The organism is Azonexus caeni (assembly GCF_048146105.1).
GTDB classification, from domain to species: Bacteria; Pseudomonadota; Gammaproteobacteria; order Burkholderiales; family Rhodocyclaceae; genus Azonexus; species Azonexus aromaticus_B.
The window spans coordinates 77,168-93,901 of sequence record NZ_JBKJAD010000015.1; the positions used below are offsets into that span (position 1 = coordinate 77,168).

Genomic DNA, 16,734 nt, shown 5'->3' on the forward strand with positions numbered 1-16,734 from the left:
TTTCCTGGGGGCGTTTCGTCAAACGCAAAAATCATCTGGTTTTCGCGGTCGACCGCAGTATTCGGCTAAAAACCGTCGGTGCGCTCAACTCCCCCGCATCTTCCCCAGCGCCAGGTTTGCCGCCGCCGTGCGCGTTTCCACGCCGAGCTTTTCGTAAATGTGCTCCAGGTGTTTGTTGACGGTGCGCGGGCTGCTGCCGAGGATGTCGCCGATGTCCTTGCTGGTTTTGCCCTGGACCACCCAGTAGAGCACTTCGGCTTCGCGCTGGGTGAGGCGGAAGGCGGCGATCAGGGATTCGACGGCGGAGGCGTCGTTTTCCTCGCGCAGGACGACCAGCCATTCATCGTCGCCGGTCTGGTCGTGGAAGGAGGCGAGCAGGCGCTTGTTGCCCTGGGCGGTGAGTAGCGGCGCCGGTTCGCGCTGGTCGCGGCGGGCGGCGTTGGCGGCGGCGATCCAGGCGAGCAGTTCTTCCGGGGCGACGGTTTCCGGGTTGGCGAAATAGGCGTTGAGCAGGTCGCGGGCCAGCGGCGTCTGCCAGACGATGCGGCTGTCGGCGGCGCGCACGGCGACGGTGGCCTGGCCGAAGGCGTCGAGCGCGCTGCGCGCCTGCTTCATCTGGCGGGCGTTCTGCATGTGGGCGGCGATGCGCGCCAGGACTTCGGCCGGGCGGATCGGCTTGGTCACGTAGTCGGCGCCGCCGGCGGCAAAGGCGGCGACGACGTGCTCGGTTTCGGTGAGGCCGGTCATGAAGACGATGGGGATTTGCTGCGTCGCGAAGTCGGCTTTCAGCCGGCGGGCGACTTCGAAGCCGTCGATGCCGGGCATCAGCGCGTCGAGCAGGATGACGTCGGGCAGGCTCTGGCGCGCCCGCTGCAGCGCCGATTCGCCATTGGTGGCGACGAGCACGGTGTAGCCGGCTTCATCCAGTGCGTCGTGCAGCAGCGAGAGGTTCTCGGGGACGTCGTCGACGATCAGGACAATGTCGGAGATGGCGCGGTCAACGGGGTTCATGGGCCGATTTTCGCAGGATTTCCTTCATCGCGTCGAACTGGAACTGGCGCGCCAGTTCGCGCAGGACGCGGACGAACTCGCCGTGGCGGGCGTCGAGCTTTTCGATCTCGGCAAGCTGGTTGAGGATGCCGCGCAGGTAGCCGAGGTTGATCGCTTCTTCCAGCGCATTCACGTGCCCGGCGTCCGGGGCGACCAGCGGCAGCGGCTCGGCCGGTGCCGGGGCGGGCGGCGGCGTGTCGGCGGTGACCCATTCGAGGTCGAGTTTCCTGCCCAGCCAGTCGAGCAGTTGATTGACCTTGAGCGGCTTGACGATGAAGTCCTCGGGGGCGATGCCGACATCGTTGTCCAGCCCCTTGTCGAAGGCGTTGGCGGAAAGGATGGCGAGCTGGGCGTCGGTGAGTTGCTGCTGGCGGATGCGGCGGATCGTCTCCCAGCCGTCGATGCCGGGCATGCCGAGGTCCATGAAGACGAGGTGCGGCTTGACCCGCGGAATGACCTGCAGCGCCTCGTAGCCGCTGGCCGCCTGGTCGACGATGAAGCCGAGCGGTTCGAGCACGCTCTGCAGCATGTCGCGGTCGACTTTCTCGTTGTCGACGACGAGGATGCGCCGGCGCACGCCGACGTAGCCGATGCGGTTGAGCTTCGGCAGTTCGCGCGCCGCCTGCGCCGAATGCACCTGCGGCAGGAAGAGGCGGATGCGGAACAGCGTGCCTTCGCCGGGCGTGCTCGACACCTGCATCTCGCCGCCCATCAGGTCGGTGAGCATGCGGGCGATGGTCAGGCCGACGCCGCTGCCGCCGGCCTGTACCGTGCTGCCGCGGACGAAGGGTTCGAAGATGCGTTCCATGTCCTCGGCCGGGATGCCGGGGCCGGAGTCGCGGATTTCGAAGATGGCCATCTCGCGCCGGCATTCGACCTTGAATTCGACGCCGCCGCGCACCGTGAATTTGACCGCATTGCCGAGGATGTTGATCAGGATCTGGCGCAGCCGCTTCTCGTCGGCGCGGACCACGGCGGGTAGTTCGCCGGCCGGCCGGTAGTCGAAGGAGAGCCCCTTGTTGCGCGCCTGCAGCTCGAACATGCCGACGATCTGCTGCATGAAGTCGGGGAAGTCCATCGCCTTGACCTCCAGCGTCAGCTTGCCGCCTTCGATGCGGGCGATGTCGAGGGTGCCCTCGATCACCGACAGCAGGTGGTCGCCGGACTTGCGGATGACGCTGACCGCCTGCTTGCGCTTGGGCGGCACGTCGGGGTCGGCGTCGAGGATCTGGGCGTAGCCGAGGATGCTGTTCAAGGGGGTGCGCAGTTCGTGGCTGATCGCCGTGATGTAGCGGCTCTTCGCCTGGTTGGCGGCATCCGCCACCTGCTTGGCCTTCTGCAGCGCCTCGTCGGTGCGCTGGTGCGATTCGATTTCCTGCAGCAGCAACTGCGTCTGGCGGTTCGATTCCTCCTGCGCGACGCGCCGGCTTTCCTGGGTCAGCACCATCCACCAGGCGCCGACGCCGGAGAGCAGCAGCAGCGCGGCGAAGGTCTTGACGAAGGTTTCCTGCAGCGCGGCGCCCATGGCCGGATTGCCGTCGCCGAGCATCAGCAGTTCGTGGGTGTACAGCACGCCGAGGACCAGCGCCAGGATCGGCACGATGCCGAGCATCAGCAGCAGGTAGTGGCCGAGGCCGGTTTCCAGGTAGGGCAGGGCGGCTTTCGGCAGCAGCCGGGCGAGCAGCGCGTGCCACTGCGCGGCGAGGCTGGCCTGCGGCTTGCAGAGATCGTGGCAGCGGGCGTCGAGCGAGCAGCACAGCGAACAGATCGGCCCCTGGTAGGCCGGGCAGTGGGCCATGTCCTCGGGTTCGTAGTCGCGCTCGCAAATTGCGCATTTGTGCGAGTCGACCGCGACATTCGCCGGTCGCGCCAGGTAGTAGCGGCCGCCGGTGCGCCAGGCGATCAGCGGCGAGATGACGAAGGCCGTCGCCATCGCCACGAAGGGCGCGTAGGGCTGGATGCCGACACCGAACAGGCCGGTGAAGGTGGCCACCGAGAGCAGCGAGGCGGCGGCCATGGCGCCGACGCCGACCGGGTTGATGTCGTAGAGGTTGCTGCGCTTGAACTCCATGCCTTTCGGCGACAGGCCGAGCGGCTTGTTGATCACGAGGTCGGCGACCACCGCCGCCATCCACGAGATGGCGATGTTCGAGTACAGGCCGAGCACCTGGCCGAGCGCCTGGAAGACGTTGAGTTCCATCAAGAGCAGCGCGATCGCCGTGTTGAACACGACCCAGACGACGCGCCCCGGATGGCTGTGCGTCAGCCGGGCAAAGAAGTTGGACCAGGCGAGCGAGCCGGCGTAGGCGTTGGTGACGTTGATCTTGAGCTGCGAGACGATGACGAAGATCGCGGTGACGGCAATCGCCAGCGTCGTGTTGTCGAAGACGTGGGAAAAACCGATCAAATACATCTGGTTGGGGTCGACCGCCTTGTCCGGCGCAAAACCGTTGCGCAGCACCAGCCAGGCGAGCAGCGCGCCGCCCAGCATCTTGAGGATGCCGGGCAGCACCCAGCCCGGCCCGCCGACGATCACCCCCAACCACCAACGGCCCCGGTTGGCGGGCGTCTTCTCGGGCATGAAGCGCAGGTAATCGACCTGTTCCCCCATCTGGGTCACCATGGCAATGCCGACGGTCAGTGCTGCACCAAATAGGTGCGGGTTGAAACTGCCGCCGTTGCCTTTCTCGCCGGCATAGGCGAGCAGCCCGGCGAAGGCGTCGGGTTCCTCGATCAGCACGAAGACGTAGGGCAGCACCAGCAGGAAGAGCCACAGCGGCTGCGTCCACGCCTGGAAGCGGCTGATCGCGGTGACGCCGTGGGTGACCATGGGGATCACCACCAGCGCGCAGACCAGGTAGCCCCAGGCCGGCGGCAAGCCGAAGGCAAGCTCCAGCGCATAGGCCATGATCGCTGCTTCGAGGGCGAAGAAGATGAAGGTGAACGAGGCGTAGATCAGCGAGGTGATGGTCGAGCCGATGTAGCCGAAACCGGCGCCGCGCGTCAGCAGGTCCATGTCCAGGCCGTGCTTGGCGGCGGTGTGCGAGATCGGCAGGCCGAGCAGGAAGATGATCAGCCCGGTCGCCAGGATCGCCCAGAAGGCGTTGATGAAGCCGGCGTTGACCAGCATCGTCGCGCCGACCGCTTCGAGCACCAGGAAAGAGGCCGCGCCGAAGGCGGTGTTGGCGACGCGCAGCTCCGACCACTTGCGGAAACTGCGCGGCGTGAAGCGCAGCGCGTAGTCTTCGAGCGTCTCGTTGGCGACCCAGGTGTTGTAGTCGCGGCGGATCTTGATGATGCGTTGGGCGGGGGCGTTCTGGTTCATGCACCAGATTGAAGCAGGTTCTGTGCCGTCGATTTTCCGCCGTCTGTTCGGGGCGTCTATCCCATTCGTGATACTGGACGAGAGCCCTTTGGCGTAAGACACTTGCGTCGTTGGCTGGCGTATCGCGGCAGTCGTCGCCACTCCGTTTCTGGTGCTTTAGAAGTCTTTTTGAATCAGTGTCTTGGCGTTTTACTGGCGTGCTTCCGAAACGGCCCGCCTAGTGACTGGAGCAAATTTGCCCATCCATTCCGTCAGTTCGCGAGAGTCATCGTTGCCGGGCCTGCCGCGGCGGGGTTTCCTGCATCCCGATGTTCTGCCCTGGATCGTCCTCGGCTTGCTCCTGGCGCTGACCTTCGGCGCCTGGTATCTGGCGCAGGAAACAGCCAACCGCCGCGCCAGCGAACGCTTCCTCTACCGCGCCGAGAAGGAGCGCGATTACATCGTGCAGCGGATGTCCGCGCATCTGCAGGTGCTGCGCGGAGCAGCCGCTTTTTTTGAAGCGAGCGATCAGGTCAGCCGCGATGAATGGCGGCGCTATGTCGACCGCCTGCAACTGGGCGGGAATCTGCACGGCGCGCAAGGGCTTGGTCTGGCGCTGCTGGTGGCGTCCGGGGACAAGACTGCGTTCGAGGAGAGGCTAAGGGAGGACGGCATCTCGCCCCATGAAATCCGGCCGCCGGGGGGGCGCGAGCAATACAGTGTCGTCACCTATCTCGAACCGCAGAACGAACGCAACCGGCGGGGGATAGGCTACGACATGCTGATCGATGCCGCGCGGCGCGCGGCCATGGAGCGGGCGCGCGACAGCGGGCTGCCGGCGCTGACCGACAAAGTGATCCTCAAGCAGGAACCGAGCGGCCCGCAGCGGCAACCGGGCTTCATGATCTACCTGCCGGTGTATCGCACCGATCTGCCACGCAATACCGTCGAGCAGCGGCGAGCCGCTCTGGTCGGCTTTGTTTTCAGTCCCTTCCGGGCGGGCGATCTGCTGCGCGAGATCATGGCCAGTCGGGAAAGGGATATCGATCTGGCCTTGTTCGACGTGACGGTGGCGCCGGATAACCTGCTCTACGACACCCGGGCCGACGGCGAGGCAGGGCTGGCTGGCCGCCATGTCGTCGAATTGCCGCTGGAACTGGGCGGTCACCGCTGGGTTGCACGCTTGCAGAGTCACCACGAGTTCGATGTCGCATCAACCAGCCGCTTGCCGGAGAGCATCGCCGGTTACGGGGTGTTGCTGGGCTTGATGATCTTCGGCGTGCTCTTCGGCAATTCCCGCTACAGCCGCCGGATCGAAGCGATCGCCGAGCGCTTGCGCGAAAGCGAGCAGTCATTGCGCAGCGTTCTCGACAACTCGCCGGATGCGGTTTTCATCGCCCGCCCGGACGGCCATTACGAGTACGTCAACCAGAAGGCCAGTGAATTCGTCGGCTACACGAGCGCCGAGCTGTTGGCCATGGATATCGGCGGGCTCTCCCCGAATGGCCTGATCGAGGCGCACCACCGCATCTTCCAGCGTATCGTCGGCGAAGGGCACTGTTTTACCGAGATCGAACTGCGGCGCAAGGATGGTACGAGCGCCTTCGCCGAAATGAGCGCGGTCCTGCTGCCGAACGGCAACGTCCTCGGCCTGTGCCGCGACATCGCCCGGCGCCGACAGGCGGAGCAGGCGCTGCTCGCCGCCGAGCGCAAGTTCCGTGGCCTGATCGAGCAATCGCTGGTCGGCGTCTACATCATCCAGGACGGGCGTTTTCCCTACGTCAATCCGCGCTTTGCCCAGATGTTCGGCTTTGCCAGCCCGGAGGAGGTGATTGACCGCGTTGCCGTCAGCGATCTGGTCGCCCCGGAAGCCCGGGAAACCGTCACCGAAAACCTGCGCCGGCGGGTCAGCGGCGAAGTCGAAGCGATCAATTATTCCTTCGTCGGCCAGCGCCGGGACGGTAGCAGGCTGGATGTCGACGTCTATGGCCGGGTCATGGTGCACGAGGGCCGGCCGGCCGTCATCGGCGTTCTGCTCGACGTTTCCGAACGCAAGCGGGTGGAGGCGGAACTCGAGCAGAACCGCCTGCATCTGGAAGAGCTGGTTGCCGCCCGCACCAGCGAACTGTCGGTGGCGAAGGAGGTCGCCGAAGCCGCCAACCGGGCAAAAAGCAGTTTCCTCGCCAACATGAGCCACGAACTGCGCACGCCGATGAATGCCATCATCGGTCTGGCCGGCATCCTGCAGCGCCGCTACGACGACCCGGCGCTGACCGACAAACTGGACAAGATTGCCGCTGCGGCGAAGCATCTGCTGCATCTGCTCAACGACATTCTCGATCTTTCCAAGATCGACGCCGAACGGCTGACGCTGGAGCAGCTACCTTTCCGCTTCGGCAGCATCCTCGCCGATGTCGAGAGCCTGATCCATGAGCGAGTGGAGGCGCGGCAACTGACTTTCGAGCGTCGCATCGATTCCCGCCTCGCCAGTCTGGAACTGCTGGGCGACCCGCTGCGCCTGCAGCAGATCCTGCTGAACCTGGTAACCAATGCCGTGAAGTTCACCGAGCAGGGCGGCGTGGCCATCGCGGTCCGCTGCGAGGCGGAAACTCCTGCCGACATCGTGTTGCGCTTGAGTGTCGAGGATACTGGCATCGGCATTCCGCCCGATGCCCAGCGGCGTATTTTCGAACCCTTCGAGCAGGCCGACAGTTCGACCACCCGCCGCCATGGCGGCACCGGCCTCGGTCTCGCCATCTGCAAGCGGCTGGTCGAGTTGATGGGCGGCGGGATTGCGGTGGAAAGCACGCCGGGCGTTGGCAGCCGCTTCAGCTTCGTGCTGCGCTTCGCCAAGGTCGACGCCGCAACGCCGCGAAGTGCGTCGGCAACTATCGGCGGCAGCGAAGCCGAAGTCGTCATTCGACAGCATTATCGGGATCGGCGTGTCCTGCTGGTCGAGGACGACCCGATCAACCAGGAAGTTGCCCGCGAGCTGCTCGGGGAATCGCTCGGACTTGCCGTCGATGTCGCCTCGGACGGCGCCGAGGCGGTGAGCAAGGCAGGCGCCTCGTCCTATGACCTGATCCTGATGGACGTCCAGATGCCGGTCATGGACGGTCTGACCGCGACACAGGCGATCCGCCAGCTTTCCGGGCATGCGGCAACGCCGATTCTGGCGATGACCGCCAATGCCTTCGTCGATGACCGTCGGCGTTGCCTGGCCGCCGGGATGAACGATTTCATCACCAAGCCGGTTGATCCGGATGTGCTTTTTCTGGTGTTGATGCGGTGGTTTGAGCGAAGCGGGGAGGATGGAGGGGGGCGTTGAGGCTTGCCCTATTGCGCTGCGCGTGCGGGCGGTTTTGGGTTCTGAACCGCCGTTTTCCCTTGAGCTTCAGCGGGTGGCTTTGGTTTTTGAAGCGCTGTTTTCCGCCGCTGACCGGCGGGCGTACTTTCTTTTTTGTGGAAAAAAGAAAGTAGCCAAAGGCGGGGTGTATCGCTGCCGCAGGCAAAAAGCCACCCCAGGTTACGCGGTCGGCTGCGCCGACTCCCCTGCGCTACTCGAAGGGCCGGGCGGCTGCGCAACTCGCCGCTGCGCGGCTCAGACAGTGCTCGCCGACTGCCCCCGGCCCTTCTCCGTTGCTCGGCGCTCCACATGGGGGCCCCAAAAAGCGTCTCTGCTGAATGGCCAAGGTATAAATCATGACTCTCTCAGCAGCGCTCGGTTTGCCGGGCCCCTTGGGAGGCGCCGAGCAACGCAGGCGTTGGCGGAAAAAGGGCGAGCACTGTCTGAGGGGCAAAGCCCCGAGTTGCGCAGCCCCCGCCAACGACGAGTAGCGCAGGGTACCCGCGCAGCGGGTGCCGACCTAGGGTCGCCTTCTTCTTTGGCTACTTTCTGCTTGGCGAAACAAGAAGAAAGTACGCCCGCCGGTCAACGGCGGAACCCAGCGGTTAATCAACCAAACACGCCCGCCCGTCAGGCGCGGAAAACAGCACCGAACAAAAACCAAATCCACTCGCCACCAGCAGCAAAATGCCAACACTTTCAGCAAGTGACGACCTCAATGAACCAATATCGCCCATCAGCTTCCCAACCTGGATCATCGATGCACTATTGCGGTGCATTACCTCCGACATCAAGCCTTCATCAAGTGCGCCGCACAATTCCGCTTGATAAAAATCAACGCCTTGCAAGCTGGTTCGCCTCTTGCTTTTAAGCTGCCAAACAAACTCCCCGGAGCCTACCCGTGTCCAAACACGTCGCACTGAGCCACGTCACCAAGTACAAATACGACCGTCTGATCAATCTTGGTCCGCAGGTCATCCGCCTGCGGCCGTGTCCGCATTCGCGCACGCGCATCCTCTCCTATTCGCTGAAGGTCGGTCCGGACAAGCATTTCATCAACTGGCAGCAGGACCCGCAGGGCAATTACCTGGCGCGCCTGGTGTTCCCGGAGAAGACCCGCGAGTTCAGCTTCGAGGTCGATCTGGTCGCCGAGATGTCGGTGATCAACCCCTTCGACTTCTTCCTCGAGCCGCATGCCGAGGAATTTCCGTTCGATTACGAGGCCTGGCAGCGTCATGAGCTGACGCCCTACCTGTACAAGGTGGCCGGCGGCGAGCTGTTCGACAAGTACGTGGCGGCGATTCCGCGCGAGAAGAAGCGCAGCGTCGATTTCCTGGTCGGGTTGAATGCCCGCCTGCAGCAGGAGATCGGCTACACGATCCGGATGGAACCCGGGGTGCAGACGCCGGAAGAGACGCTGACCAAGAAGACCGGTTCGTGCCGCGATTCGGCCTGGCTGCTGGTGCAGATCCTGCGCCATCTGGGCCTGGCGGCGCGCTTCGTTTCCGGTTACCTGATCCAGCTCACCGCCGACGTCAAGTCGCTCGACGGCCCGTCCGGGCCGGACGCCGATTTCACCGACCTGCACGCCTGGGCCGAGGTCTATCTGCCGGGCGCCGGCTGGATTGGTCTGGACCCGACGTCCGGGCTGTTCGCCGGCGAAGGCCACATTCCTCTCGCCTGCACGCCGGAACCCGCTTCCGCCGCGCCGGTGACCGGCGGCCTGGACGAGTGCGAGACCGAGTTCGAGCACCACATGTCGGTCACCCGCATCTGGGAAGCGCCGCGCGTTACTAAGCCTTACACCGACGAGCAATGGGTCGAGATCGAGGGCCTCGGCCACCAGATCGACGACGAACTGCTGCGCATGGACGTCCGCCTGACCCAGGGCGGCGAGCCGACCTTCGTTTCGGCAGACGATCCCGACGGCGCTGAATGGAACACGGCGGCGATGGGGCCGACCAAGCGCCTGCTGGCCGCCGATCTTTTCCACCGCCTGCGCGAAAAATACGCGCCCAACGGCCTGATGCATTTCGGCCAGGGCAAGTGGTATCCCGGCGAACAGTTGCCGCGCTGGTCGCTGAACTGCTTCTGGCGCAAGGACGGCGAGCCGGTCTGGAACAATCCGGCGCTGTACGCCGACGAGCGCAAGGATTACGGCGTCACCGCCGAGCAGGCCGGGCAATTCCTCAAGCGCGTCGCCGAGCGCCTGGGCGTCACGCCGGACTACGTCTTCCCGGCCTACGAGGACGTCTATTACTACATGTGGCGCGAGCGCCGCCTGCCGGGCAACGTCGATCCCTTCGATTCGCGGGTCGATGACGCGCTCGAACGCGCCCGCCTGATGAAGGTGTTCACCCAGGGCATGACCCATGTCGTCGGCCACACGCTGCCGATCATGAAGAACGTCCGCAACGAATGGCAGACCGGGCCGTGGTTCCTGCGCGCCGAGCGTTGCTACCTGTTCCCTGGCGATTCGGCGATGGGTTACCGGCTGCCGATCGACTCGCAGCCGTGGACGGCGCAGAGCGACTACCCCTACGTCAATGTGCCGGACGCCGAAACAGCGACCGATCCGCTGGCCAGTTACGCCGCGCTGCGCGCCCGCGTCAGCGGCGAAGCCGGCGCCCGCGTGCCGCAGATGCAGGCCCGACGCAGTGCCGCGGCTGGCGTTGCCGGCGCTCCGGACGGCGAGGGCCGGACCCGGCCGTGGGAGAAGCCGACCGATACCGTTCCCGGCTTCAAGGAATCCGCCGCCTGGATCACCCGCCTGGCGATGTGCGCCGAACCGCGCGACGGCAAGCTTTACATCTTCATGCCGCCGACCCAGACGCTCGACGACTACCTCGAAATCGTCACCGCCGTCGAAGCGACCGCCGAGGAAATGCACCTGCCGGTCATCCTCGAAGGCTACGAGCCGCCGTCCGACCCGCGCCTGACGCATTTCCGCGTGACGCCGGACCCCGGCGTGATCGAGGTCAACATCCATCCGGCAAAGAGCTGGGACCAACTGGTCGACCAGACCACGCACCTCTACGAGTCGGCCTACTACTCGCGCCTGACCACCGAGAAGTTCATGCTCGACGGTCGCCACACCGGCACCGGCGGCGGCAACCACTTCGTGCTGGGCGGTGCGACGCCGAACGATTCGCCCTTCCTGCGCCGGCCGGACCTGTTGAAGAGCCTGATCGCCTACTGGCACAACCATCCCAGCCTGTCCTACCTGTTCTCCGGCCTGTTCATCGGCCCGACCAGTCAGGCGCCACGCGTCGACGAGGCGCGCAACGACTCGCTGTACGAGATGGAAATCGCCTTCAAGCAGATTCCCAATCCTGGCGGCGTCGTCCAGCCCTGGCTGATCGACCGCATCCTGCGCAACCTGCTGATCGACGTCACCGGCAACACGCACCGCGCCGAGTTCTGCATCGACAAGCTGTACTCGCCGGACGGCCCGACCGGCCGCCTTGGCCTGCTTGAACTGCGCGCCTTCGAGATGCCGCCGCACGCGCGCATGTCGCTCGCCCAGCAACTGCTGCTGCGCGCCCTGATCGCCCGCTTCTGGCAGGCACCGTACAGCCCGCCCAAGCTGGCCCGCTGGGGCACCGAGCTGCACGACCGCTTCATGCTGCCGCACTTCGTCGAGCAGGATTTCGCCGACGTGATGGAAGACATGAACCTTGCCGGCTTCGCCTTCAAGACGGAGTGGTTCGCCCCGCACTTCGAATTCCGTTTCCCGAAGTACGGCGATTTCGCCGTCAAGGGCATCGAGTTCGAACTGCGCCACGCGCTCGAACCCTGGCATGTCATGGGCGAGGAGGGCTCGGCCGGGAGCACGGTGCGCTTCGTCGATTCCTCGGTCGAGCGCGTCCAGGTCAAGGTCACCGGCATGGCGCCGGACCGCTACGTGCTGACCTGTAACGGCGTCGCCGTGCCGCTGCAGAACACTGGCAGGAACGGCGAGTTCGTCGCCGGCGTGCGCTACCGCGCCTGGCAGCCGGCGTCCTGCCTGCACCCGACGATCGGCGTCCATGCGCCGCTGGTCTTCGACATCGTCGATACCTGGATGCAGCGTTCGCTGGGCGGCTGCCAGTACCACGTCGCCCACCCGGGTGGGCGCAATTACGACGTCTTCCCGGTCAATTCCTTCGAGGCCGAGAGCCGTCGGCTGGCGCGTTTCTTCCGCTTCGGCCATACGCCGGGGCGGATGGTCGCGGCGGCGCCGGAAGTCAGCGCCGAGCACCCGTTTACGCTAGACTTGCGGCGTTTTTAACCGGTCAGGCCGCGGCTTTCCGCGGCCAACCGCGTGACAGGCCGGGATCCGGCCTGTTTCTTTTCCTTCTCCATGGCCCGCACCCTTCTCGCCATCTATCCGCACAGTGGTCGCCGCTACGACGAAATGTTGATGGCGGACGGTAACGTGCGTCCGCACTGGCGGCGCTTCTTCGATCACCTCGACGCGGTGTCGCCCGAGGACATGCACCAGCGCCTCGACTTCGCCGACCGCCGGATCCTGGAAAACGGCGTCACCTACAACGTCTACGCCGATCCCAACGGCGCCGACCGGCCGTGGGTGCTCGATCCGGTGCCGCTGATCATTCCGCCCGACGAATGGGCCGAAGTGTCGTCTGCCGTCGCGCAGCGGGCGAAGCTGCTCAACGCCATCCTGGCCGACCTCTACGGCCCGCAGACGCTGCTCGCCAAGGGCCTGCTGCCGCCGGCGCTGGTCTATGGGCAGCACGGCTACCTGTGGCCCTGTCAGGGCGTCAAACCGCCGGGCGGGGTGTGGCTGCATCACTACGCGGTCGACCTGGCGCGCTCGCCGAACGGCCGCTGGTGGGTGATCGCCGACCGCATGCAGGCGCCGTCCGGCGCCGGCTACGCGCTGGAAAACCGGCTGGTCGTCTCGCGCGTCTTCCCGGAAATGTTCCGCGACCTGCACGTCCAGCATCTGGCCGATTTCTTCCGCGACCAGCAGAGCGGGCTGACCGCGCTGGCGCCGCTCGATCCGGGCGAGCAGCCGCACATCGTGCTGCTGACGCCGGGGCCGTACAACGAGACCTACTTCGAGCACGCCTACCTGGCGCGCTACCTCGGTTTCCCGCTGGTCGAGGGGCAGGACCTGACGGTGCGCGGGGACACCGTGTACCTGAAGACGCTGCGCGGCCTCAAGCGCGTGCATGTGATCCTGCGCCGCCAGGACGACGACTATTGCGACCCGCTCGAACTGCGCGGCGATTCGGCGCTCGGCATTCCGGGCCTGCTCAATGTCGCCCGCGCCGGCCGCGTCGCCATCGCCAACGCGCTCGGTAGCGGCCTGCTCGCTTCCGGCGCGCTGATGGGCTTCCTGCCGGCGTTGTGCCGCGAACTGCTGGGCGAGAAACTGGCCATGCCGTCGGTGGCGACCTGGTGGTGCGGCGAGAAGCCGGCGCTCGAGTTCGTCAAGGAAAATTTCGACGACCTGGTGATCAAGCCGGCTTATCCGACCCAACGCATGGAACCGGTCTTCGGCCACGAGCTGGAAGGCGAGGAGCGCGAGGAAATGCTGCGCCGCATCGAGGCCCGGCCGCACGCCTACGTCGCCCAGGAAATGGTCAACCTGGCGCAGGCGCCGACCTGGAGCCGCGCCCACGAGCGCCGCCTGATCGCCCGCCCGGTCGGCCTGCGCGCCTACGCCGCGGTCAACGCGGCCGGCGAGTATTCGGTGATGCCGGGCGGCCTGACCCGCGTCGCGCAGGGCGCCGGCGCGCGCATCATCTCGATGCAGCGCGGCGGCGCCTCGAAGGACACCTGGGTGCTGACCGACGGCCCGGTCAGCGACTTCACGCTGCTCAAGACCTCGTTCGGCGTGCGCGACCTGGTGCGTTCCGGCGCCAACCTGTCGTCGCGCGTGGTCGAGAACCTGTTCTGGCTCGGCCGCTATTCCGAGCGCTTCGACGACAGCGCCCGCCTGTTGCGCGTCGCCCTGGCGCGGGTGGTCGATGCCGGCGGCGGCAAGACGCCGGCGGTGGCGGCGATCCTCGAACTGGCCGAACGCCTCGGCGTCCTGCCGGAACCGGAGGAAGACGTCGACAGCGGCGCCGGCAGCGAGCACGCCCTGCTCGAAGCGATTTACGATCCCAACCAGCCGGGCAGCCTGGCCGGCGGCATCCGCAGCCTGATGTGGTCGGCGACGCATGTCCGCGAGCGCCTTTCGCTCGATCACTGGCATTCGCTGAACAGCCTGCAGCGCGAGCAGCAGGCGGCGCAGAAGAAGCACCCGACGCTGACCGAGGCGATCGCCTTCCTCGACCGCGTGCTGCTAGTTTCGGCGTCGCTCAACGGTTTCGCGATGGACAACATGACGCGCGACGACGGCTGGCGTTTCCTCATCGTCGGCCGCCGCCTCGAGCGTCTAACCTTCCTCGCGCTGGCCATCGCCCACTTCCTGCGCATGCCGTCCAGCCGGGCGCCCGGCTGTCTCGACTGGCTGCTCGAACTGGCCGACTCGATCATCACCTATCGCTCGCGTTATTCGCGCCAGGCCGAACTGCTGCCGGTGATTGACCTGCTGGTGTTCGACGAGAGCAACCCGCACGGCGTCCTTTTCCAGGTCGAAGCGCTCGGTCGCTACGTCGAACGGATGGCCGAGGAAATCGGCTCCGAACCGATCGAACGCCTGCAGCGCGCCGCCCGCCGCCTTCAGCGTTTCCCGCTGGAACCGCTGGAGCGCCTGCAGTTCAGCCAGTGCAGCTGCAGCGCGCCGTGCGAGGACCTGGCGCTCCTGCTCGACGACCTGGTCGCCGCCGCCGCCGCGCTCTCCGATGCGCTGGCCATGCGCTACTTCACCCACGTCGGCGACATCAGCCGGCAGACCATGGCGCTGTAACATGACCGCCGTCCGCTACCACGTCCTGCACGAGACCCGCTACGACTACGGCAGCGTGGTCTCGCTGTCGCAGCAGCAACTGCACCTGTCGCCGCGCTTTCTGCCCTGGCAGGAAGTGTTCGAGCAGCGCCTCGACATCGAGCCGGCGCCGACCTGGCGCACCGACGGCGAGGACGCCTTCGGCAACCCGGTGACCTGGATTTCCTTCCACGCGCCGCACGACAGCCTGCGCATCCGTTCGGCGATGAATGTCGCGGTGCTGCCGCATCCGATCGACGCCGAGACGCTGGCCGCCTCGCTGCCCTGGGAAACAGTGCGCGAGTGCCTGGCCTACGACGCCCACCCGCCGCAGCCGGAAGACCTCGACGCCGTCCGTTTCCTGTTCGAAAGTCCGCACGTCCGGGTCAAGCACGAACTGGCCGACTACGCGGCCGACTGCTTCACTCCCGGCACGCCGGTGCTGGTCGGGGCGCAGCGGCTGATGGCGAAGATCTTCGAGGAATTCGAGTTCGACCCCGAGGCGACCACGGTGTCGACGCCGGTGCTCGAGGTGCTGGAAAACAAGCGCGGCGTCTGCCAGGATTTCGCCCACCTGATGATCGCCTGCCTGCGTGCGCTCGGTCTTGCCGCCCGCTACGTCAGCGGCTACCTGCTGACCCGGCCGCCGCCGGGCAAGCCGCGGCTGATCGGCGCCGACGCCTCGCACGCCTGGGTCTCGGTGTATGCCCCGGGGACCGCCGACAACTGGGTCGATTTCGACCCGACCAACAACCTGCTGCCCGATACCGAGCACATCACGCTGGCGATCGGCCGCGATTTCTCGGACATCTCGCCCCTGCGCGGCATCATTCTCGGCGGCGGCGGCGCCGAACCGGAAGTGGCGGTCACCGTCGTGCCGCTCGACGAAGAGGATATCCCCGAGGGGCTCCTCGACGACTCGCCGGTCGTTGCCGACAAGGCCTGATGCGGCGCGTCGCCATCGTCGGCGGCGGGCCGGCCGGCCTGATGGCCGCCGAGCGCCTGGCCGGCCAGCCGGGACTGCAGGTCGACCTCTACGACGCGATGCCGTCGCCCGGTCGCAAGTTCCTGATCGCCGGCGTCGGCGGCATGAACATCACCCATGCCGAAGCGCTGCCTGCCTTCATCGCCCGCTACGGCGCGCGCGCCGCGCAGATCGCGCCGCTGCTCGACGCCTTCGGCCCGGCGGCGCTGCGCGAGTGGATACATGGCCTGGGCATCGAAACCTTCGTCGGCAGTTCGGGCCGCGTCTTCCCCAGGGAAATGAAGGCGGCGCCGCTGCTGCGCGCCTGGCTGCATCGCCTGCGCGGGCAAGGCCTGCGCTTGCATGTCCGGCACCGCTGGCTGGGCTGGAACGCCGCTGGCGCCCTGCGCTTCGCGACGCCGGACGGCGAGATCGCGCTGGCCGCCGACGCCACGCTGCTGGCCCTGGGCGGCGGCAGTTGGGCGAAGCTTGGTTCGGACGGCGCCTGGGTGCCGCTGCTCGCTGCCACCGGCATTCCGGTGGCGCCGTTGCAGCCGGCCAATTGCGGCTTCGACGTCGACTGGAGCGCGCATTTTAGCGAGCGCTTCGCCGGCGCCCCGGTCAAGTCGGTGGTCGCCGGCTGCGGCACGCTGCGCCAGGCGGGTGAGTTCAACATCACCGCCGGCGGGATCGAAGGCGGCCTGGTCTATGCGCTGGCGGCGCCGCTGCGCGACGCGCTGCAGGCCGGCGGCCCGGCGCAACTGCTGCTCGACCTGGCGCCCGGGCGCAGCGTCGAGCGCCTGCGCGCCGATCTCGGTATGCCGCGCGGCCGCGATTCGCTGGCCAACCACCTGCGCCGCCGCGCCGGCATCGAAGGCGTCAAGGCGGCGCTGCTGCGCGAACTCTGTCCGCCGTCGACGCTGACCGACAACGCCGCGCTGGCCGCCGCGATCAAGGCGCTGGCTTTGCCGGTGACGGCGCCGCGGCCGCTCGACGAGGCGATCAGCAGCGCCGGCGGTGTGCGCTTCGAAGCGCTCGATGCCGCGCTGATGGTGCGGGCGCGGCCCGGCCTTTTCATCGCTGGCGAGATGCTCGACTGGGAAGCGCCGACCGGCGGCTACCTGCTTACCGCCTGCCTGGCCAGCGGCCACGTCGCCGGCGACGGCATGCGCGTCTGGCTGGGCTGA

8 protein-coding genes are annotated in these 16,734 nt (G+C 66.6%); 5 read left to right on the forward strand and 3 right to left on the reverse strand.

What is annotated here, in order from left to right; translation table 11 throughout:
- Positions 1-84: 84 nt before the first annotated feature.
- On the reverse strand, positions 85-1,011 hold the full coding sequence (locus tag ACLIIZ_RS14330) for a response regulator (RefSeq protein WP_416693224.1): 927 nt from the start codon (positions 1,009-1,011) through the stop codon (positions 85-87).
- Positions 998-4,375 (reverse strand): hybrid sensor histidine kinase/response regulator, encoded by a 3,378-nt coding sequence (locus ACLIIZ_RS14335; protein ID WP_416693226.1) that lies wholly within the window; start codon positions 4,373-4,375, stop codon positions 998-1,000. Before ACLIIZ_RS14335 ends, ACLIIZ_RS14330 begins: the two co-directional genes overlap by 14 nt.
- A gap of 271 nt (positions 4,376-4,646) precedes the next feature.
- Here ACLIIZ_RS14335 and ACLIIZ_RS14340 point away from each other — a divergent pair, with 271 nt between their 5' ends.
- The gene (locus ACLIIZ_RS14340) at positions 4,647-7,682 is read left to right on the forward strand and encodes a CHASE domain-containing protein (protein WP_416693227.1); all 3,036 of its coding nucleotides are present in this window, start codon (positions 4,647-4,649) and stop codon (positions 7,680-7,682) included.
- Positions 7,683-8,305: 623 nt separating this feature from the next.
- Here the strand turns inward: ACLIIZ_RS14340 and ACLIIZ_RS14345 are convergent.
- A complete protein-coding gene (locus ACLIIZ_RS14345; RefSeq protein WP_416693228.1) occupies positions 8,306-8,548 on the reverse strand; it encodes a hypothetical protein in 243 nt (80 codons plus the stop codon).
- A gap of 53 nt (positions 8,549-8,601) precedes the next feature.
- Here ACLIIZ_RS14345 and ACLIIZ_RS14350 point away from each other — a divergent pair, with 53 nt between their 5' ends.
- The 4 genes from ACLIIZ_RS14350 to ACLIIZ_RS14365 all read left to right on the forward strand — a co-directional run bounded on the left by ACLIIZ_RS14350 (position 8,602) and on the right by ACLIIZ_RS14365 (position 16,734).
- Complete coding sequence (locus ACLIIZ_RS14350; RefSeq protein WP_416693229.1) at positions 8,602-11,970, forward strand: transglutaminase family protein; 3,369 nt, start codon at positions 8,602-8,604, stop codon at positions 11,968-11,970.
- A 72-nt stretch (positions 11,971-12,042) separates the two neighbouring features.
- Positions 12,043-14,565, forward strand: coding sequence for a circularly permuted type 2 ATP-grasp protein (locus tag ACLIIZ_RS14355; protein WP_416693231.1), 2,523 nt, complete (start codon positions 12,043-12,045; stop codon positions 14,563-14,565).
- 1 nt (position 14,566) lies between these two features.
- Positions 14,567-15,529, forward strand: a complete 963-nt coding sequence (locus ACLIIZ_RS14360) for a transglutaminase family protein (protein ID WP_416693233.1) — start codon at positions 14,567-14,569, stop codon at positions 15,527-15,529.
- A complete protein-coding gene (locus tag ACLIIZ_RS14365; RefSeq protein ID WP_416693234.1) occupies positions 15,529-16,734 on the forward strand; it encodes a TIGR03862 family flavoprotein in 1,206 nt (401 codons plus the stop codon). Before ACLIIZ_RS14360 ends, ACLIIZ_RS14365 begins: the two co-directional genes overlap by 1 nt.

What these genes read in the sequence shown, in the direction of transcription:
- ACLIIZ_RS14365 (WP_416693234.1), top strand. Translation starts at nt 15,529, where the DNA reads ATGCGGCGCGTCGCCATCGTCGGCGGCGGGCCGGCCGGCCTGATGGCC.
- ACLIIZ_RS14335 (WP_416693226.1), bottom strand. Translation starts at nt 4,375, where the DNA reads ATGAACCAGAACGCCCCCGCCCAACGCATCATCAAGATCCGCCGCGAC.
- ACLIIZ_RS14360 (WP_416693233.1), top strand. Translation starts at nt 14,567, where the DNA reads ATGACCGCCGTCCGCTACCACGTCCTGCACGAGACCCGCTACGACTAC.
- ACLIIZ_RS14330 (WP_416693224.1), bottom strand. Translation starts at nt 1,011, where the DNA reads ATGAACCCCGTTGACCGCGCCATCTCCGACATTGTCCTGATCGTCGAC.
- ACLIIZ_RS14355 (WP_416693231.1), top strand. Translation starts at nt 12,043, where the DNA reads ATGGCCCGCACCCTTCTCGCCATCTATCCGCACAGTGGTCGCCGCTAC.